This is a genomic window from Sinimarinibacterium thermocellulolyticum (genome assembly GCF_040327995.1).
GTDB classification, from domain to species: Bacteria; Pseudomonadota; Gammaproteobacteria; order Nevskiales; family Nevskiaceae; genus Solimonas; species Solimonas thermocellulolyticum.
In genome coordinates this window covers 46,230-65,201 of the sequence record NZ_JBEPIJ010000015.1, presented here as the reverse complement: position 1 = coordinate 65,201, position 18,972 = coordinate 46,230, and the positions used below count along the sequence as shown (strand labels likewise).

General features: G+C 68.1%; 13 protein-coding genes. 12 read left to right on the top strand and 1 reads right to left on the bottom strand.

From position 1 onward, the window contains the following. Positions 1 to 80: 80 nt before the first annotated feature. The 12 genes from gltB to ABSH63_RS12545 all read left to right on the top strand — a co-directional run bounded on the left by gltB (position 81) and on the right by ABSH63_RS12545 (position 17,413). Positions 81 to 4,571: a glutamate synthase large subunit gene (gene gltB / locus ABSH63_RS12600; RefSeq protein ID WP_352890221.1), complete on the top strand. Its 4,491-nt coding sequence runs from the start codon at positions 81 to 83 to the stop codon at positions 4,569 to 4,571. A gap of 11 nt (positions 4,572 to 4,582) precedes the next feature. Then, entirely contained in the window at positions 4,583 to 6,001 is a 1,419-nt protein-coding gene (locus tag ABSH63_RS12595) for an FAD-dependent oxidoreductase (protein WP_352890220.1), read from the top strand. Positions 6,002 to 6,055: 54 nt separating this feature from the next. Further along, positions 6,056 to 7,192: a PQQ-dependent sugar dehydrogenase gene (locus ABSH63_RS12590; protein ID WP_352890219.1), complete on the top strand. Its 1,137-nt coding sequence runs from the start codon at positions 6,056 to 6,058 to the stop codon at positions 7,190 to 7,192. A 39-nt stretch (positions 7,193 to 7,231) separates the two neighbouring features. Further along, positions 7,232 to 8,404: a class I SAM-dependent methyltransferase gene (locus ABSH63_RS12585; RefSeq protein WP_352890218.1), complete on the top strand. Its 1,173-nt coding sequence runs from the start codon at positions 7,232 to 7,234 to the stop codon at positions 8,402 to 8,404. A gap of 25 nt (positions 8,405 to 8,429) precedes the next feature. Beyond that, a complete protein-coding gene (locus ABSH63_RS12580) occupies positions 8,430 to 9,095 on the top strand; it encodes a YceH family protein (protein ID WP_352890217.1) in 666 nt (221 codons plus the stop codon). 13 nt (positions 9,096 to 9,108) lie between these two features. Next, the gene (hrpA, locus tag ABSH63_RS12575) at positions 9,109 to 12,918 is read left to right on the top strand and encodes an ATP-dependent RNA helicase HrpA (RefSeq protein WP_352890216.1); all 3,810 of its coding nucleotides are present in this window, start codon (positions 9,109 to 9,111) and stop codon (positions 12,916 to 12,918) included. Between the two features lie 18 nt (positions 12,919 to 12,936). Beyond that, positions 12,937 to 13,194, top strand: a complete 258-nt coding sequence (locus ABSH63_RS12570) for a type II toxin-antitoxin system CcdA family antitoxin (RefSeq protein WP_352890215.1) — start codon at positions 12,937 to 12,939, stop codon at positions 13,192 to 13,194. A gap of 88 nt (positions 13,195 to 13,282) precedes the next feature. After that, positions 13,283 to 13,510, top strand: coding sequence for a CcdB family protein (locus tag ABSH63_RS12565; protein ID WP_352890214.1), 228 nt, complete (start codon positions 13,283 to 13,285; stop codon positions 13,508 to 13,510). A gap of 4 nt (positions 13,511 to 13,514) precedes the next feature. Then, positions 13,515 to 14,243 carry an orotidine-5'-phosphate decarboxylase gene (gene pyrF, locus ABSH63_RS12560; protein ID WP_352890213.1) on the top strand — a complete coding sequence of 243 codons (729 nt, stop codon included), beginning with the start codon at positions 13,515 to 13,517 and terminating at the stop codon, positions 14,241 to 14,243. A gap of 10 nt (positions 14,244 to 14,253) precedes the next feature. Continuing rightward, positions 14,254 to 15,309, top strand: coding sequence for a uroporphyrinogen decarboxylase (gene hemE, locus ABSH63_RS12555; RefSeq protein ID WP_352890212.1), 1,056 nt, complete (start codon positions 14,254 to 14,256; stop codon positions 15,307 to 15,309). 29 nt (positions 15,310 to 15,338) lie between these two features. Then, entirely contained in the window at positions 15,339 to 16,271 is a 933-nt protein-coding gene (gene yihG / locus ABSH63_RS12550) for a 1-acylglycerol-3-phosphate O-acyltransferase, YihG family (RefSeq protein WP_352890211.1), read from the top strand. A gap of 170 nt (positions 16,272 to 16,441) precedes the next feature. Continuing rightward, positions 16,442 to 17,413: a chorismate transformation FkbO/Hyg5 family protein gene (locus ABSH63_RS12545; protein WP_352890210.1), complete on the top strand. Its 972-nt coding sequence runs from the start codon at positions 16,442 to 16,444 to the stop codon at positions 17,411 to 17,413. Positions 17,414 to 17,471: 58 nt separating this feature from the next. On the opposite strand, the gene glpK is transcribed toward ABSH63_RS12545, so the two are convergent. Beyond that, positions 17,472 to 18,941 carry a glycerol kinase GlpK gene (glpK, locus tag ABSH63_RS12540; RefSeq protein ID WP_352890209.1) on the bottom strand — a complete coding sequence of 490 codons (1,470 nt, stop codon included), beginning with the start codon at positions 18,939 to 18,941 and terminating at the stop codon, positions 17,472 to 17,474. Between the last annotated feature and the right edge of the window lie 31 nt (positions 18,942 to 18,972).

Here is an 18,972-nt window from a genome sequence, read left to right as displayed (position 1 = left end):
AGCGCCGCGGGCGCCGGCGCACACTTGCGCGCCCTGCGCCGTCCCGGCGCGGGGTCGTTCTTGCGTCCAGGAGCCAGCCGATGTCCAGCCCGACCTCGCCCCGCGAGCCTTGCCAACGCCCGATCGGTCTGTATCGGGAAAGTTTTGAAAAGGACAGTTGCGGCTTCGGCCTGATCGCCCACATGGACGACCAGGCCAGCCACAAGCTCGTGCAGACCGCCGTCACCGCGCTGCACCGCATGACCCATCGCGGTGCCGTCGCCGCCGACGGCAAGACCGGCGACGGCTGCGGCCTGTTGATGAAGAAGCCGGACGCCTTCTTGCGCCGCGAAGCCGCCAAGCTCGGCTTCGAGCTCGGCGAGCTCTACTGCGCCGGCAACATCTTCTTCTCCCAGGACGCGCGGCGCCGCAGCCGCGCCAAGGCGCTGCTCAAGGAGAGCCTGGAACTGCACGGCCTGAAGCTGCTCGGCTTTCGCGAGGTGCCGACCGATGCCTCCGCGCTCGGCGAGGAAGCGCTGCGCACGCTGCCCAAGATCGAACAGGCGTTCATCGTGCCGCCGCCGGGCCTGCACAAGTTCGCTTTCGAACTCAAGCTGTTCAAGGCGCGCCGCCGCGTCGAGAAACTGCTGGAGGCCGAAGGGGATCAGGATTTCTACGTCACCCACCTGTCGTGCCGGGTCATCGTCTACAAGGGCCTGGTGATGCCGGAGTTCCTGCCGGTGTTCTACCCGGAGCTCGCCGATCCGCTGCTGGAATCGTCGATGTGCGTGTTCCACCAGCGCTTTTCGACCAACACGCTGCCGCGCTGGCCCTTGTGCCATCCGTTCCGCTATCTCGCCCACAACGGCGAGATCAACACCATCTCGGGCAACCGCAAGTGGGCGCTCGCGCGGCAGAAGAAGTTCCAGTGTCCGGACCTGCCTGACATCGAGGAGATCGCGCCGCTGGTGAGCATGTCGGGCTCGGACTCGCAGTCGCTCGACAACATGCTGGAAGTTTTGCTGGCCGGCGGCATGGACGTGTTCCAGGCGATGCGCGCGCTGATTCCGCCAGCCTGGCAGAACGTCGAGGATCTGGACCCCGACGTGCGCGCGTTCTACGAATACAACTCGGTGAACATGGAGCCCTGGGACGGCCCAGCCGGCGTGGTGCTGACCGACGGCCGCTACGCCGCCTGCGCGCTCGACCGCAACGGCCTGCGTCCGGCGCGCTACGTGATCACGGCGGATCGCCACATCGTGCTCGCCTCGGAGATCGGCGTGCACGACTACCGCCCGCAGGACGTGGTCGAGAAAGGCCGTTTGCGGCCGGGCGAGATCCTTGCCGTGGACACCGAGACCGGCGCGCTGCTCAGACCCGAGGACATCGACAAGATGCTCGCCGGCCGCAAGCCGTACAAGCAGTGGCTCAAGGCCAAGATGAAGCGTCTGGAAGCCTCGCTGTCGGACGATCCGAACGCGCTGGACGTGATGCCGCCGGACATGGTGGCGACCTATCACAAGATGTTCCAGCTCAGCTTCGAGGAGCGCGACCAGGTGCTGCGCCCGCTGTCCGAGTCCGGGCAGGAGGCGGTCGGCTCGATGGGCGACGACACGCCGTTCGCGGTGCTCTCGGCACGCACGCGGTCGGTCTACGACTACTTCCGGCAGATGTTCGCGCAGGTCACCAATCCGCCGATCGATCCGCTGCGCGAGCAGATCGTGATGTCGCTCGAATGTCAGCTCGGCGTCGAGCGCGGCATGTTCGAGGAGACGCCGGAGCGTGCCGCGCGCCTGTTGATCGACTCACCGGTGCTCTCGGAAGCCAAGTTCAAACGCCTGATGGCGATCGGCAACGACGATCCGTCGTATGCGCATCACGTCATCGACCTGAACTACGACCCGGCGCTCGGGCTCAAGACGGCGATCGAGCACGTCTGCGACGAGGCCGTCGCGGCGGTGCAGTCGGGCAAGGTCATCATCGTGCTGTCGGATCGCGCGATCGAACGCGGCAAGTTGCCGATTCACGCGCTGCTCGCGGTCGGTGCCGTCAACAACCGCCTCGTGCGCGCGGGCTTGCGCTGCGATTGCAACATCGTCGTCGAAACCGCCACCGCACGCGATCCGCACCACTTCGCCTGCCTGATCGGCTACGGCGCCAGCGTGATCTATCCGTATCTCGCCTACGCGACGCTCTATGAGATGGTGCGTTCGGGGCAGGTCAAGAAGAAGGCGCCCGAGCAACTCGCGCAGTCGTATCGCAAGGGCATCAACAAGGGCCTGTACAAGATCATCTCGAAGATGGGCATCAGCACCATCTCGAGCTACCGCGGCGCGCAGTTGTTCGAGATCGTCGGCCTGCACGACGAAGTCGTGAACCTGTGCTTCGAAGGCACGGTGTCGCGCATCCAGGGCGCGCGCTTCGCCGACCTGCAGGCGGAGCAGAACGCGCTGGCCGAAACCGCGTGGAGCCCGCGCAAGCCGATCGAGCAGGGCGGGCTGTACAAGTACGTGCACGGCGGCGAGTACCACGCCTACAACCCCGACGTGATCGCGAGCCTGCAACGCGCGGTCAAATCCGGCGACTACGCCGATTACAAGCTTTTCGCACAGCACGTCAACGAGCGCCCGGTCGCAACGATCCGCGACCTGTTCAAGCTCAAGACCGTCGAGCCCATCCCGATCGACGAGGTCGAGCCGGTGGAGTCCATCCTCAAGCGCTTCGACTCGGCCGGCATGTCGCTGGGCGCGCTCTCGCCCGAGGCGCACGAGGCGCTGGCGATCGCGATGAACCGCCTCGGCGGCCGCAGCAATTCCGGCGAAGGCGGCGAGGATCCGGCGCGCTACGGCACCGAGAAGGTGTCGAAGATCAAGCAGGTCGCGTCGGGCCGCTTCGGCGTCACGCCGCACTACCTAGTCAATGCCGAGGTGCTGCAGATCAAGATCGCGCAGGGCGCCAAGCCCGGCGAGGGTGGCCAGTTACCCGGCGACAAGGTCAACGACATGATCGCGCGGCTGCGCTACTCGCGCCCGGGCATCTCGCTGATCTCGCCGCCACCGCATCACGACATCTACTCGATCGAGGATCTCGCGCAGCTCATCTTCGACTTGAAGCAGGTCAATCCGCAGGCCCTGGTGTCGGTGAAACTGGTGTCGGGACCGGGCGTCGGCACGATCGCCGCCGGTGTGGCCAAGGCCTATGCCGACTTGATCACCATCTCCGGCTACGACGGCGGCACGGGTGCGTCTCCGCTCACGTCGGTGAAGTACGCCGGCACGCCGTGGGAGCTGGGCCTGTCGGAGACGCACCAGACGCTGCGCATGAACAATCTGCGCGACAAGGTGCGGGTGCAGACCGACGGCGGCCTCAAGACCGGTTTGGACGTGATCAAGGCGGCGATTCTCGGCGCAGAAAGCTTCGGCTTCGGCACCGCGCCGATGGTTGCGCTCGGCTGCAAGTACCTGCGCATCTGTCACCTCAACAACTGCGCGACCGGCGTCGCGACGCAGAACCAGGTGCTGCGCCTCGAACACTTCATCGGCCTGCCGGAAATGGTGATGAACTATTTCCGCTTCGTCGCCCAGGAGACGCGCGAATGGCTCGCCGCGCTGGGCGTGCGCTCGATCGCCGAGCTGATCGGCCGCACCGATCTGCTCGAAATCGACGAAGCCGAGTCTGCGAAGGCCAAGAACCTCGACTTGAAGCCGATTCTCGAATCGGCGGGCATGGTGCTGCCGAGCGCGCACTACTGCATGTTCAACAACGAGCCCTTCGACAAGGGCGAGCTCGCCGAGGCGATGCTGCAGGACTGCCTGCCGGCGATCGAGCACAAAACCGGCGGTATCTTCCATTACACGGTGAGCAACCGCCACCGCTCGATCGGTGCGCGCTTGTCTGGCGAGATCGCGCGCCGTCACGGCAATCTCGGCATGAGCGACAAGCCGATCACGATCAGGCTCAAGGGCACCGCGGGTCAGTCCTTCGGCGTCTGGAACGCCGGCGGGCTGAACCTCGAGCTCGAAGGCGATGCCAACGACTACGTCGGCAAGGGCATGGCCGGCGGACGCATCGTCGTCAAGCCGCCCAAGGGTGTGCGCTACGAAACGCGCGAGGCGGCGATCATCGGCAACACCTGCCTGTACGGCGCGACCGGCGGCACGCTCTACGCGGTTGGCATGGCCGGCGAGCGCTTCGCCGTGCGCAACTCCGGCGCGCACGCGGTCATCGAAGGCTGCGGCGATCACGGCTGCGAGTACATGACCGGCGGCGTCGTCGTCGTCTTGGGGCGCACGGGGGTGAACTTCGGCGCCGGCATGACCGGCGGCTTCGCCTACGTGCTCGACGAGAAGCGCAACTTCGTCGATCGCTACAACCACGAGCTCATCGACATCCACCGCGTGGTCTCGGAGTCGATGGAAGCGCACGAGCACTATCTGCGCAATCTCGTCACCGACTACGCCAAGGTCACCGGCTCGAAGTGGGCGCAGCAGATCCTGTCGGACTGGGCCGACTTCGTCGGCAAGTTCTGGCTGGTCAAGCCGCGTGCCGCCGAGATCGGCTCATTGATCGACTCGGTGCGCGCCGCCGCCTGAAGGACACAGACATGGGTGCAAAGAACGTCAATCAGTTTCTCGACCTGCCGCGCCAGGATCCGCCGAAGTCGCCGGTCGAAGTGCGTATCCACGACTTCCGCGAGATCTACGGGCAGTTCCAGCCAGAGGCGGCCAAGGCGCAGGCCGGCCGCTGCCTCGCCTGCGGCAATCCGTACTGCGAGTGGAAGTGCCCGGTGCACAACTTCATCCCCAACTGGCTCAAGCTAGTCGAGGAGGGCAATCTGTTCGCGGCGGCGGAGATGTCGCATGCGACCAACTCGCTGCCGGAAATCTGCGGCCGCGTCTGTCCGCAGGATCGTCTGTGCGAAGGGGCCTGCACGCTCAACGACGGCTTCGGCGCGGTGACCATCGGTGCGGTGGAGAAGTACATCACCGACGAGGCGCTCAAGCAAGGCTGGCGGCCCGACACGTCCAAGGTCAAATGGACCAAGAAGCGCGTCGCCATCGTCGGCGCCGGGCCCGCGGGCCTGGGCTGTGCCGACGTGCTCGCGCGCAACGGCGTCAAGCCGATCGTGTTCGACAAGTATCGCGAGATCGGCGGCCTTCTGACCTATGGCATTCCGCCGTTCAAGCTGGAAAAGGACGTGGTCAAGACGCGGCGCCGGATTCTCGAAGGCATGGGCGTGGAGTTTCGGCTCGGCATCGAGATCGGCAAGGACCTCGCGTTCGATCGCTTGCTCAAGGACTACGACGCAGTGTTCCTCGGCATGGGCACTTACACCTACATGAAAGGCGGCTTCCCCGGCGAGGATATGCCGGGCGTGTTCGAGGCACTGCCGTTTCTCATCGCCAACGTCAACGGCATGCTCGGTGAGGCCAAGCCGGAGGACGCGGCCTACCACGTCAAAGGCCAGCGCGTCGTCGTGCTGGGCGGCGGCGACACGGCCATGGACTGCAACCGTACCGCGATTCGCCAGGGCGCCGAGAGCGTGGTCTGCGCGTATCGCCGCGACGAGGCCAACATGCCCGGCTCGCGCCGCGAAGTCGCCAACGCCAAGGAAGAGGGCGTGGAGTTCTTGTGGAACCGCCAGCCGGTCGCGATCGTCGGCGACGGCAAGGTCGAGGGTGTCAAGCTGGTCACCACCCAGCTCGGCAAGCCCGATGCGCGCGGCCGCCGCAAGCCGGAAATCGTCGAGGGTTCGGAGGAAGTCATCGAGGCCGACCGCGTGATCATCGCCTTCGGCTTCAAGCCGAGTCCGGCGCCGTGGTTCGCCGAACACGGCCTTGCCCTGCACGAGGACGGCCGTGTCAAAGTCAACGGCGCGGTGCTCGCCAAGCACAAGTTCCAGACCGCGAACCCCAAGGTCTTCGCGGGCGGCGACATGGTCCGGGGTTCGGACCTCGTCGTCACCGCGGTCTTCGAGGGGCGCGAGGCCGCCGAGGGCATCCTCGACTATCTGGGCGTCTAGGAACGCTTTGCGCGGCCTCGGGTCGAAGCCTGGACCGCCCGTGCCGGAGCCGCCATGTCACATCTACGCCCGCTCATCCTCGCCGCGCTCGTCCTTTTCAGCGGCAGCGCCACCGCGCACAAGACGCGCAGCTTCGACAGCGAACTGGGCCCTGTCCTCGTCACCGAGGTCGCGCGCGGCCTGGAAAACCCCTGGGCGCTGGCGTTCTTGCCAGACGGTCGCATGCTGGTCACCGAGCGGCCGGGACGCATGCGCATCGTCACCGCGGACGGGCGCCTGTCGGCGCCGCTGAAGAACGTTCCAGATGTTCATGCCCGCGGGCAGGGGGGGCTGCTCGACGTGGTGCTCTCGCCGGACTTCCAGGCCTCAAGGCGGATCTGGTTCTGTTATGCCGAGCCGCGCGGCGCGGTGAGCGGCACAACGCTGGCGCACGCGCGCCTCACCGATGACGCGCTGGCAGAGGTCACGCCGGTGTTCCGGCAGATGCCGGCCAAGGACACGCATCATCATTTCGGTTGCCGCATCGTGTTCACGCCGGACGCTCATCTGTTCTTGGTGCTCGGCGATCGCGGGAACTACCGTGAGCTCGCGCAGGATCTGCAGACGCATCTGGGCAAGGTGATCCGTCTGCGCAGCGATGGTTCGGTGCCCGAGGACAACCCCTTCGCCGGACGCGAGAATGCGCTACCCGAGATCTGGTCCTACGGCCATCGCAACGCCCAGGGCGCGGCACTGCATCCCCAGACCGGCAGGCTGTGGCTGCACGAGCACGGCCCGCGCGGTGGCGATGAGATCAACGTGGCATACCCGGGGCGTAACTACGGCTGGCCGGTGATCACCTATGGGCGCGAGTACTCGGGCGCGACGATCGGTGAGGGCATCAGCGCCGCCGCGGGCATGGAGCAGCCGATCCACTACTGGGTGCCGTCGATCGCGCCGAGCGGCATGGCGTTTTACACCGCCGAGCGCCACCGGCCGTGGCGGGGCAATCTGTTCGTCGGCTCGCTGAAGTTCGGGCAGCTCGTGCGCCTGGTGCTCGACGGCGAGACGGTCGTGCACGAGGAACGCCTGCTCGAAGGCCTCGACAAGCGCATCCGCGACGTGCGCCTGGGGCCCGATGGCGATCTGTACCTGCTCACCGACGAGGCCGACGGTCGCGTGCTGCGCGTGGGGCTCGCCGCGCGTCGCTGAGACTTGTCCGCGCACACGCGCCGTCGTAAAACAGGGCGCGTGCAAGCCCTCCTCGATCACCTCGGTCGCGGATTCGAGCAGGGGTGCATCGAGTTCGCGACCACGGACGGACGCGTGTGGACCCTCGGCCGGGGCGTGCCGCGCGTGCGACTGCGGCTGCGCGACGCCGGCGTGCTGCGGCGCATGCTGTGGAACCCCGCGCTGCGCTTCGGCGAAGCCTGGATGGACGGCGAGTGGACGCCCGAGGGCTGCACGCTGCGCGAGGTGCTCGCCGTCGCCACGCGCCTTTGGGCATGGCTCGAAGCGCGCCGCCGCGGTTCGCGCTGGCGGCATCTGCGCGCGCGCATCGAGGAATTCAACACACCGCTGCGCGCGCGCCGCAACGTCGCGCACCACTACGATCTCGACGATGCCCTGTACCGGCAGTTCCTCGACGCCGATCTGCACTACTCCTGCGCCTACTTCGCACGCGCCGAGATGAGCCTCGAACAGGCGCAGCAGGAAAAGTGCGCGCTGATCGCGCGCAAGCTCGACTTTTCGCCCGACAGTGCGGTGCTCGACATCGGCTGCGGCTGGGGCAGTCTCGCGCTCTACCTTGCCGCGCATCACGGCGCCCGCGTCACCGGCATCACGCTCTCGCAGGCGCAGCTCGACCTCGCCCGTGAACGCGCGCGTGCGCGCGGCCTCGCCGATCGCGTCGAGTTCCGCCTAGAGGACTACCGGCAGACCCAGGGCCGCTACGACGCCATCGTCAGCGTCGGCATGTTCGAGCACGTGGGCCGACCGCAGTACCGGACGTTCTTCGCGAAGCTGGCAACCCTGCTCAAACCGGACGGCAGCGCGCTGCTGCACACCATCGGCCGCAGCTCTCCGCCGGGCGTGGGCAATCCATGGATCCGCAAGTACATTTTCCCCGGCGGCTACATTCCCGCGGCCTCGGAAATCCTGCCGGCGATCGAATCCAGCGGCCTGGTGCTGTGCGACCTCGAAGTCTGGCGCCGCCACTACGCGCGCACGCTCGCCGAGTGGCAGCGCCGTTTTGAGCGCGCCGAGCTGCCGCCGACGCTCGACGCTCGCTTCCGCCGCATGTGGGACTTCTACCTGCTCGCGTCGGAGGCGAGTTTCATCCACGGCGATCTCGTCGTCTTCCAGGCCCAACTCGCGCATCGCAACGACCGCCTGCCGCTGACGCGCGACTATCTGTATCGTTAGCGCCCCGTTCTGGCTTGCGCTATCCATGTCCGAGCTTTCGCTGTCGATCTCCGAGGCACGCGTCGTCGCCGTGCTGGTGGAAAAATCGATCATGACGCCGCAGTACTACCCGATGACGGTCAACGCCATCATGCTCGCGGCCAACCAGAAGACCTCTCGCCATCCGGTGATGAACCTGACCGAGGGCGAGGTCGGCCACGCGCTGCACAGTCTCGAAGCGCGCCGGCTCGTCATGCGCGACAACGCCTCAGCACGCGCGCAGAAGTGGCGCCATCAGTTCCAACACCAGATGCTGCTCAAGCCCGAGACGCAGGCGGTGCTGGTCGCACTGATGCTGCGCGGTGCGCAGACGCTGGCCGAGCTGCGCGCGCATGCCGAGGCGCTCAACGGCCCCAGAGACCTCGACGGCGTGCGTCGTGCGCTCGCCGATCTCGCCGACCGCGCGCAGCCGCTGGTGACCGAGCTCGCCCGCGCCCCCGGGCAGTCGGCGACGCGCTGGGCGCACCTTTTATGCGGCGCGCCCACCGCCGATGCGGCGGCGCCGATCAGTCCCCGCAGCGCCGCGGCCGCGAACGACGAAATCGTCGCGCTGCGCGAGCGCGTCGCTGCGCTCGAAGCACGCATGGCGGAACTCGAAGCACGGCTTGGTATCGGGCAGCCGGGCGTCGCGCCGGCCAGCGGCGCCGACTGACCCGCTCCCGCTGATGGATCTCGAGGCGCTGCGCGGACAGCTCGCGGCAGCGAAGGACAGGCTGCTGCAGCGTGATGTCGCGCGTCTGGCTGCGCAGCTCGCGCGCGCACGGCCGCCGCGCTTGGACGGCGCACGCTTTGCGCGCGATCTCGAACAGGCGCTGCTGCGCGCCGACAACCGCCAGCGCCTGCGGCCCGCGCGCATCGACTATCCGGCCGAACTGCCGGTCTCGCAGGCGCGCGAGGAACTGCTCGATGCGATCCGCGCGCATCCGGTCGTCGTCGTCTGTGGCGAGACCGGATCGGGCAAGACCACGCAGTTGCCGAAGCTGTGCCTCGAACTCGGGCGCGGCATGCGCGGCCTGATCGGCCACACCCAGCCGCGGCGCCTCGCCGCACGCAGCGTCGCCCAGCGCATCGCTGCGGAACTCGGTTCCCCGCTCGGCGATCTGGTCGGCTACGAGACGCGCTTCGACCGGCGCGTGTCGGCGCAGTCGCTGATCAAGCTGATGACCGACGGCATCCTGCTCGCCGAGCTGACGCGCGATCACGCGCTCGACGCCTACGACACCATCATCATCGACGAGGCACACGAGCGCAGCCTCAACATCGACTTTCTGCTTGGCTGGCTCAAGCGCATCCTGCCGCAGCGGCCCGATCTGAAAGTGATCGTCACCTCGGCAACGCTCGATCCCGAGCGCCTGTCGCGGCATTTCGACGATGCGCCGATCCTGCGCATCGGCGGCCGCACCCATCCGGTGGACGTCCGCTACCAGCCGATCGGCGACGACGGCGATCTCGAAGCTGCGATCGCCGATGCCGCGGAATCCTTGTGGCGTGGGACGGCCGCGGGCGACATCCTCGCGTTCTTGCCCGGCGAGCGCGAGATCCACGACACCGCGCGTGTGCTCTCTGCGCGATTTGCGCACGCCGAGATCCTGCCGCTGTACTCGCGCCTGGCCGCGAGTGCGCAGGACAAGGTCTTCACCCGCGGCCAAAGGCCGCGCATCGTGCTCGCGACCAACGTCGCCGAGACCTCGCTCACGGTACCGGGCATTCGCTATGTGATCGACAGCGGAACCGCGCGCATCAGCCGTTACGCGCCGCGCACCGGCGTGCAGCAGCTGCATATCGAGCCGATTTCGCAGGCCGCCGCCAACCAGCGCGCCGGCCGCTGCGGACGGCTCGGTCCCGGCATCTGCGTGCGGCTTTACGCGCAGGACGATTTCGCGGCGCGGCCGCCGTTCACCGATCCGGAGATCAAGCGCGCCAATCTCGCCGGCGTGATGCTGCAGATGGCCGCGCTCGGCCTGGGGCGGATCGATGAGTTTCCGTGGGTCGATGCGCCCGAGGGCCGGCACGTGGCGGAGGCGCAGCGCGTGCTCAAGATCCTCGGCGCCTTCGACGAAGGCGGCCGCCTGACCGCGCTGGGCCGTGAGATCGCGCGCTTGCCGCTGGATCCGCGCATCGCCCGCATCGCGCTGGCCGGACGCGACGGCGTCGCGCGTGCCGCGATCCTCGTTCTGGCCGCGGCACTGTCGGTGCAGGATCCGCATGAGGTACCGGCGGACGCGCAGGATGCGGCACGACAAAAGCACGCGCAGTGGCGACACCCGCGTTCGGACTTTTTGTCCTTGCTGCTGCTGTGGCAGCGCTGGCGCGAATGGAGTGCCGCGCACTCGAACCGGCAGTTGCGCAAGCTGTGCCGCGAGCACTACCTGTCCTTTCTGCGCATGGAGGAGTGGGAGGCGGTGCACCGGCAGATCGTCGAGCTGCTCGGCGTATCGGCCGAGGCGGCGCAACCGCCGTGGACCGTCGAATCGCTCGATGCCCAGTACGCGCCTATCCACCAGGCCTTGCTCGCCGGCCTGATCGATCACATCGGCCAGAAAGTGCCGGAGACCGGCGAGTACCAGGGGCCCAAGGGCCGGCGCTTCGTCGTGCACCCGGGTTCGGCGCTGGCGAAAAAGTCCCCGCCGTGGATCATGAGCGCGCAGCTCGCGCAGACCTCGCGGCTGTACGCGCGCACCAATGCCGCGATCGAGCCCGATTGGCTCGCGCGAGTCGGCAGCCATCTGATCCAGCGCCGCCTGCTGCACCCGGCCTGGAACGTCGAGCGCGGCGAGGTGTCCGCGCTCGAGCATCTGACGCTGCTCGGCCTGCCGCTGATGACGCGGCCCTGCCACTATGGCTCCACGCATCCCGCCGAGGCACGCGCGATCTTCATCCGCGAGGCGCTGGTCGGCGGCCGCATGGCGCGCAAGCCGGTTTTCCTCGAACACAACCTGCGCCTCATCGACGCGATCCGCGACAAGGAGGCGCGGCTGCGCCGCCCCGATCTGCTCGCCGACGAAGCGCAACTGTTCGCCTTCTACGACGCGCGCCTGCCTGCCGAGATCTGTACAACGGCCGCACTCAAGAGGCTGTTGCGTGAGCCGTCCTGGACCGCGCGGTTGACGATGCAGGAGGCCGACGCGCTGCGACCCGGGGCGTCGACCGACATCGAGGACCAGTTCCCCGATCACCTCGACGTGCACGGCGTACGCATCGCGCTGTCCTACCACCACGATCCGGGCGCCGAGCACGACGGCGTCACCTTCCACATCCCGCTGGCGCAGCTGCACGCACTGCGCGCCGAGGACTTCGACTGGCTGGTGCCGGGCCTCATCGCGGCGAAGATCGAAGGACTGATCCGCACGCTGCCGAACCGTCAGCGCCGCGCGTTCACGCCGGCCGCCGAGTTCGCGCGCGCGGCCGCGGCGCGGCTCGAACCGCACGGCGGCGATCTGCTCGCGCGCTTGTGTACGGCACTGACGGCGATGACCGGCGTCGCCGTCGCGCCTGAGGATTTCGACCCCGAGCGGCTGGATCCGCATCTGCGTCCGCGCTTCCAGCTCGAAGACGCCAAGGGCGCGATCCTCGGCAGCGCCGACTCGCTCCACGGCCTGCAGCACCGTCATCGCGATGCCGCGCGCAACGCGCTCAACCGCGCCGCCGAAGCCGATCCGGCGCTGGCACGCTGGCGCCGTCGCGACATCAGCGACTGGGATTTCGAAGACCTGCCCGAGCATGTGCAACTCGCCTCCGGCGCACGCGCCTGGCCGGGCCTTGCGGCGGACGGCGCAGGCATAGCCCTGCGGCTGTTCGAATCCGCCGATGCGGCCGCGACGGCGCACCGCCTGGGCGTGCGCGCGCTGCTTTTGCTGCGCATGGCCGATCGCGTGCGCGATCTCGGCAAGCGCGTGCGCAGCACGCTCGGCCTGCTCGCGCCGGCCTTTTCGCTCGACCTCGATGCGATCACCCGGGCGCTCGCCGAGCGCAGCGCCGATGCCGTGCTGCTGCGCGCGGACGTGCCGCGCTCGCGTGCGGCCTTCATCACGGCGCTCGAAGGCCGCGGCGCGTTCTCGATCGATGCGCAGCGGCGGCTCGACGATGTGCAGAACTGGCTGAACAAGGCGCGCGAGCTGCGCGCGCGCCTGCGCGCACTCGGCGAACGCTGGCCGGCCTCGCTCGCCGATCTGCGCGGCCAGCTCGACAGCCTGTTCGCGCCCGGCTTCGTCGCCGCGATTCCGGATGCGCAGTGGCCGCGCATCGCGCTGTACCTGCGCGCGATCGACGTGCGCCTGGAACGCCTGCCCAACAAGCCAGGCCGCGACGAGGAGCTGACCCGCCAGCTCGCACCGCTCGCGGCCCGCTTGCCCGCGCCCTTGCATCCGGCACGCTGGGTGCTGGAGGAATGGCGTATCGCCTTGTTCGCGCAGGAATTGCGGGCGCAGGGCGCACCGACGGCGGCGAAGCTCGACGAAGCTTTGCGCCAGTTCTGAATGCGCCTTACCATGCGCATGAGCATGCGCACGGAGCACGGCATGACGGCCTCGACGACGAAGCAGCGACTGAACCTGACCGTACGGGCTGACCTGGTGCAGTACGCACGCAAGGCCAAGCCGAATCCATCGCAGGTTCTCGAAGAAACCCTGCTGCAACGGCAACGCGAAGAGGCAGCGAGGCGCTGGCAGGAGGAGAACCGCGAGGCCATCGAGTACCACCGGCGCCGCATCGAGCGCGACGGCATGCTGAACAAGGACCTGCTCGCGTTCTGACGCGAATGGCCCAGTACAAGGTCTATCGCAATCGGCGGCCCAGTCGCGGCGAAGTCCCGTTCCTGCTCGACGTGCAGTCAAAAACCTGGTGACGACGGCTTCGCGCGTCGTCGTACCGCTGGCGCGCAGGAGCGGCTACGAGAAGCTGTACTCGCGGTTGAATATCGAGTTGAGCATCGACGGTGTGGAAGTCGTTGCGTCTTTCTCAGACCTCGGCGCGCTCGATGAGCGCGAACTGACCGAGGTGGTTGCCGACTTGTCCGATCGGCGCGACGAAATACTCGCTGCTATCGACTTTCTGTTCACCGGATACTGAACGCTTGAACACGATCCCCGACCAAGAACGGCTCATCGTCGCCCTCGACGTCCCCACCGCCGACGCCGCGCGCGCGCAGGTACACACGCTCGGCGATGCGGTGCGTTTCTACAAGATCGGGCTGGAGCTTTCGATGGCGAGCGGCTTTTTCGAGCTGTTGGACTGGCTCAAGGCCGAGCGCAAGAAAGTCTTCGTCGACCTGAAGTTCTTCGACATCCCGGAGACGGTCGCGCGCGCCGTGAAGAACCTCGCCGAGCGCGGCGCGGACTTGTGCACCGTCCATGGCAACCAGTCGATCATGGAAGCGGCGGCGCGGGCCAAAACCGGCGCGCTCAAGGTGCTCGCGGTCACCGCGCTGACCAGCCTCGATCAGGGCGATCTGAACGATCTCGGCTTCGACTGCGACGTGGCCGACTTGGTGCTGTCGCGCGCACGCCGCGCGCTTGCGGCGGGCTGCGACGGGGTCGTCTCGTCGGGCCTCGAAGTCGAGCGCCTGCGCCGCGAGGCGCCGCGTGAGCTGATCTGTGTGACGCCGGGCATCCGCCCCGTGGAGAACCGGATCGAGGCCGATCAAAAGCGCATCATGACGCCCGCCGCCGCGATCCTGGCCGGCGCCGACTATCTCGTCGTCGGCCGCCCGATCCGCGACGCGGCCGATCCGCGCGCGACGGCGCTCGCGATCCAGGCCGAGATCGCGCAAGCGGTTCAGGCGCGTCTGGGCGCCGCCGGTTGAGCTTGCCGCCATGCACCTTGAAAACGACCGATTCTTGCGCGCGCTCCGGCGTCAGCCCGTCGACCGCACGCCGGTGTGGATGATGCGCCAGGCCGGGCGCTACCTGCCGGAATACCGGACCACGCGCGCCAAGGCCGGCGACTTCCTGAGCCTGTGCCGCAATCCCGAGCTGTGCTGTGAGGTCACGCTGCAGCCCCTCGAGCGCTACGGCCTCGACGCCGCGATCCTGTTCTCCGACATCCTCACCGTGCCCGACGCGATGGGCCTGGGCCTGCACTTCGTCGAAGGCGAGGGCCCGGTGTTCGAGCATCCGCTGCGCGACGCGCACGCGATCGAGGCGCTGGGCGTGCCCGACCCGGAAACCGAGCTGCGCTACGTGATGGACGCGGTGCGCACGATCCGCAGCGCGCTCGGTTCGCGCCTGCCACTGATCGGCTTTTCCGGCAGCCCGTGGACGCTGGCGACCTACATGGTCGAAGGCGCCGGCGGCACCGACTTTCTCACGATCAAGCGCATGGCCTACGACACGCCCGAGGCGCTCGACAGCCTGCTCGCCAAGCTCGCCGCCGCGGTGAGCCTGTATCTCGAAGCGCAGCAACGCGCCGGCGCCGACGCGCTGATGATCTTCGACACCTGGGGCGGCGTACTGTCGCCGGCCGATTACCTGCGGTTCTCGCTCGAACCGATGGCGCGCATCGTCGAGCACCTCAAGCGCGTGACGCCGGACACGCCGGTGATCCTGTTCACCAAGAACGGCGGTCAGCATCTCGAAGCGATGGCCGAAACCGGCTGCGATGCGCTTGGCCTCGACTGGACCACCGATCTGGGCGCGGCGCGCGCGCGCGTGGGCGAGCGTGTGGCCTTGCAGGGCAATCTCGATCCGGCCTGGCTGTTGGCCGACCCGGCGCGCATCGAAACCGCGGTCGCCCGCGCACTGGCGAGCTACGGCAAGGGCCCGGGGCACGTATTCAACCTCGGCCACGGTATCCTGCAGCAGACGCCGCCGGAGCATGCGGCGGCGATGGTCGAGGCGGTGCGCGCGCTCAGTCCCGCCTATCACGCTTGAGCTGTGGCTGAACCCGCGAGGAGGCATTGATGTTTTCGGTGATCTTCCCCCCCAGCATCACGGGCATTCTCACCGTCGTGGTCATGGTCGGCTGGATGGTCGCCTGTTTCGTGCTGCTGCTGCCGGCGATCCTGCTCAAGCTCGTTCCGCACCCCCCGCTGCAACGCGGCTGTTCCCGCTACTGCATCTGGATCGCGACCAACTGGGTGCGCAACAACAAGCTGCTCTACCGGCTGCTGCATGCCGAACACTGGGAGATCGACCTGCGCGCACGCCTCGAGCCGAACAAGAACTACCTGGTGATCTGCAACCACCAGTCATGGGCCGACATCGTGGTGCTGTTCGATCTGTTGCACGCCCGCGCGCCATTTCCGCGCTTCTTCCTCAAGTGGGAGCTGCGGTACGTGCCGGTGATCGGTCTGGCCTGTTGGGCGATGGACTTTCCGTTCATGCGCCGGCACAGCCGACAGGCCCTGCAAGCCCATCCGGAGCTGCGCCGCCAAGACTTGGAGACCACGCGTCGCGCCTGCGAGCTATACAAGACCGAGCCGGTCACGGTGATCAACTTCCTCGAAGGCACGCGCTTCACTGAAACCAAGCGCATCGAGCGCCAGTCGCCGTATCGCCATCTGCTGCGGCCCAAGGCCGCGGGTCTGAGCTTCACGCTCAACGCCATGGGCGAGCAGTTCGCCGGCATCGTCGACGTCACCATCGCCTACCGGCCGACGCGCAAGCCGCTGCTGTGGAGCTTCGCCTGCGGCGAACAAGACCAGCTCGCCATCCACGCTGAGCTGCTGGCCATCCCGCAGGACCTGATGCACGGCGACTACGAGCACGACGCCGAATTCCGCCAGCGCTTCCAGAGCTGGGTCAACGGCATCTGGGCACGCAAGGACGCGCGGCTCGGACGCATGACCGGCGAGCGCCCGGCGCTGCAGGCGCCGCGACCGGCACATCACTGACCACCCGGGGCCTTTCCCGACGCCCAGAGGCGCGCTCGCGCAAGAACCCCCGCGCGCTCACCGGGCACACGCGGCGTTGCCGATCGCCCTGCTCGCATCGCGGAGGCGAGCGGGCGCGTCGATACAATAACGGCCCGCTCCATGCCGCCCGCCTGGCGTCGCCTTTGGTCATGTCCCCGCCCCCCATCCCGCGGCCGTATCGTCTGCGCACGCTCACGCAGGCGCCGCCCCGGCTCGGCGACCACACCCTGGCCTGCGTGGTCCACGCAGCGGCGATCACCGCGGATGAGGATCCGCGGCGCATCCACGTGCCGCTGCCGGTGTTATCCGGCCCCGCGGTGGAACTGTGGGAGACCGACTCGGCGGTGCACTGCGGTCACGAGGGGCGTATCGCCTACGCCCAGGGCGCGGCCATCTTGTTCGCACAGTTGCGTGTCGACGGCAGCGCGATGCGCGACCCGCGTCGCGCCACCGCCGCTGCCTATGCCGAACTGACCGCGTTCTTCGCGCGGCGCCGCGGCTGGCATTGGGTGCGCAGTTGGAACTACATCGGCGACATTCACCGCAATGCCGAGCGCGGCAACGGCGACGAGGAGCGCTACCGCCAGTTCGTGCTCGGCCGCCACGACGTGCTGTCCGCCGAGCCCGGCTTCGAGGCCCGGCTGCCGGCGGCCACGGCGATCGGCACCGGCGGCGACGCGCTGCTCGTCTACGTGCTCGGCGCGCGCCAACCCGGCCTGCAGATCGAGAATCCGCGTCAGGTCAGCGCCTTTCGCTACCCGCGCCAGTACGGTCCGCGCAGCCCGAGCTTTTCGCGCGCGCGCCGTCTCGACTGGGCCAACGGCGCCGACCTGATCGTCTCCGGCACCGCCAGCGTCGTCGGACACGAAACCGCGCACCCGGGCGACGCCGAACGGCAGTTGCGCGAAACGCTCGAAAATCTGCGGCAACTGCGCCGCGACGCGGGCGCCGATACCTGGGGCGCTGCCAGCACCAAGCTGTTCGTGCGCGACGCGGCGATCTGGGCGAGCGTGCAGCCGACGGTGCGCTCGCTGTTGCCGGCCACCGAACTCTGCGTGCTCGAAGGCGAGATCTGCCGCGCCGATCTGGCGCTGGAAATCGAAGTCCTGCTGCAGCGATGAAGCCCTTGCCTGCGGCAAGTCGGGGACATGGATGTCCACGGCTTGCGCAGCTTGCGTGCTAGGTTCGCACGCGCTGCACCGCGTCCTGCCAGCCGGCGTAGAGCGCATCCGCGCGCGCACGGTCCATCTTCGGCTCGAAGCGGCGCTCGGCTTGCCACAGCTTGGCGATGTCGTCGAGCGAGCCGTAGACGCCGACCTGCAGGCCGGCGACGAAGGCGGCGCCGAGCGCGGTGGTCTCCACCGTCCGCGGCCGCACGGTCGGAATCTGCAGGATGTCGGCGAGACATTGCGTGAGCCAGTCGTTGACGACCATGCCGCCGTCCACGCGCAGCTCGGTGGGCGACACCGCGTCCTGTTCCATCGCGCGCAGCAGATCGCGCGTCTGGTAGCCCACCGATTCGAGCGCCGCGCGCACGATGTGGGCGATGCCGGTGTCGCGGGTCAGGCCGAACACGGCGCCGCGCGCCTGTGGGTCCCAGTACGGCGCGCCCAGGCCGGTGAACGCCGGCACCAGATACACGCCCTGCGTATCCTCGATCGAGCGCGCCAGGCGCTCGGTTTCGCCGGCCGCTTTGATCAGGTGCATGGCATCGCGCAGCCACTGCACCGCCGCGCCGGCGACGAAGATGCTGCCTTCGAGCGCAAAGGTCGGCTTGTTTTCGAGCCGGTAGGCGACGGTGCTGAGCAGCCGGTGCTTGGACCGCTTCAGCTCGTCGCCGGTGTTCAGCACCATGAAGCAGCCGGTGCCGTAGGTCGACTTGATCATGCCGGGCGTGAAACAGGCCTGGCCGATCGTCGCCGCCTGCTGGTCGCCGGCGACGCCGCCGATCGCGATGCCGCCACCGAACAGCTCGGCTTGCGTCGTGCCAAAGTCGGCGGCAGTGTCGAGCACCTGCGGCAGCAGAGCACGCGGCACGCCAAAGAAATCGAGCAGTTCGTCGTCCCAGTCCTGCGTGCGCAGATTGAACAGCGCGGTGCGCGAGGCATTGGTGGCGTCGGTGACATGCGCCTTGCCGCCGGTGAGCTGCCACAGCAGCCAGCTATCGATGGTGCCGAACGCGAGCTCGCCCTTTTCGGCGCGCGCACGGGCGCCGTCGACGTGATCGAGCAGCCAGCCGATCTTGGTCGCCGAAAAGTACGGGTCGAGCAGCAGGCCGGTGCGCTGTGCGAGCCACTCGCTCTTGTCCTGATGCTGCTGGCAGAACGCGCTGGTGCGCCGGTCCTGCCAGACGATGGCGTGGTGGATCGGCTTGCCGCTGGCGCGGTCCCAGATCACCGCGGTCTCGCGCTGGTTGGTGATGCCGATGGCGGCGACGTCGCCGGCCTTGAGCCCCGCCTGCCGGAGCGCATCGCGCACGCAGGTGACGGTATCGGCCCAGATTTGTTCGGCGTCGTGCTCGACCCAGCCCGGCTTCGGAAAATGCTGCGGCAGCTCGCGTTGCGCGACCGCGCGCTTGCCGCCGTCGGGCGCAAACACGATGGCGCGCGTGCTCGTCGTACCCTGGTCGATCGCCAGCAACACCGTCATCTGCGTGCTCCTCTACCTGTGCGACACTGCG

What these genes read in the sequence shown, in the direction of transcription:
- ABSH63_RS12570 (WP_352890215.1), top strand. Translation starts at nt 12,937, where the DNA reads ATGAGCATGCGCACGGAGCACGGCATGACGGCCTCGACGACGAAGCAG.
- yihG (WP_352890211.1), top strand. Translation starts at nt 15,339, where the DNA reads ATGTTTTCGGTGATCTTCCCCCCCAGCATCACGGGCATTCTCACCGTC.
- ABSH63_RS12590 (WP_352890219.1), top strand. Translation starts at nt 6,056, where the DNA reads ATGTCACATCTACGCCCGCTCATCCTCGCCGCGCTCGTCCTTTTCAGC.
- glpK (WP_352890209.1), bottom strand. Translation starts at nt 18,941, where the DNA reads ATGACGGTGTTGCTGGCGATCGACCAGGGTACGACGAGCACGCGCGCC.
- hemE (WP_352890212.1), top strand. Translation starts at nt 14,254, where the DNA reads ATGCACCTTGAAAACGACCGATTCTTGCGCGCGCTCCGGCGTCAGCCC.
- ABSH63_RS12595 (WP_352890220.1), top strand. Translation starts at nt 4,583, where the DNA reads ATGGGTGCAAAGAACGTCAATCAGTTTCTCGACCTGCCGCGCCAGGAT.
- ABSH63_RS12545 (WP_352890210.1), top strand. Translation starts at nt 16,442, where the DNA reads ATGTCCCCGCCCCCCATCCCGCGGCCGTATCGTCTGCGCACGCTCACG.
- ABSH63_RS12580 (WP_352890217.1), top strand. Translation starts at nt 8,430, where the DNA reads ATGTCCGAGCTTTCGCTGTCGATCTCCGAGGCACGCGTCGTCGCCGTG.
- hrpA (WP_352890216.1), top strand. Translation starts at nt 9,109, where the DNA reads ATGGATCTCGAGGCGCTGCGCGGACAGCTCGCGGCAGCGAAGGACAGG.
- gltB (WP_352890221.1), top strand. Translation starts at nt 81, where the DNA reads ATGTCCAGCCCGACCTCGCCCCGCGAGCCTTGCCAACGCCCGATCGGT.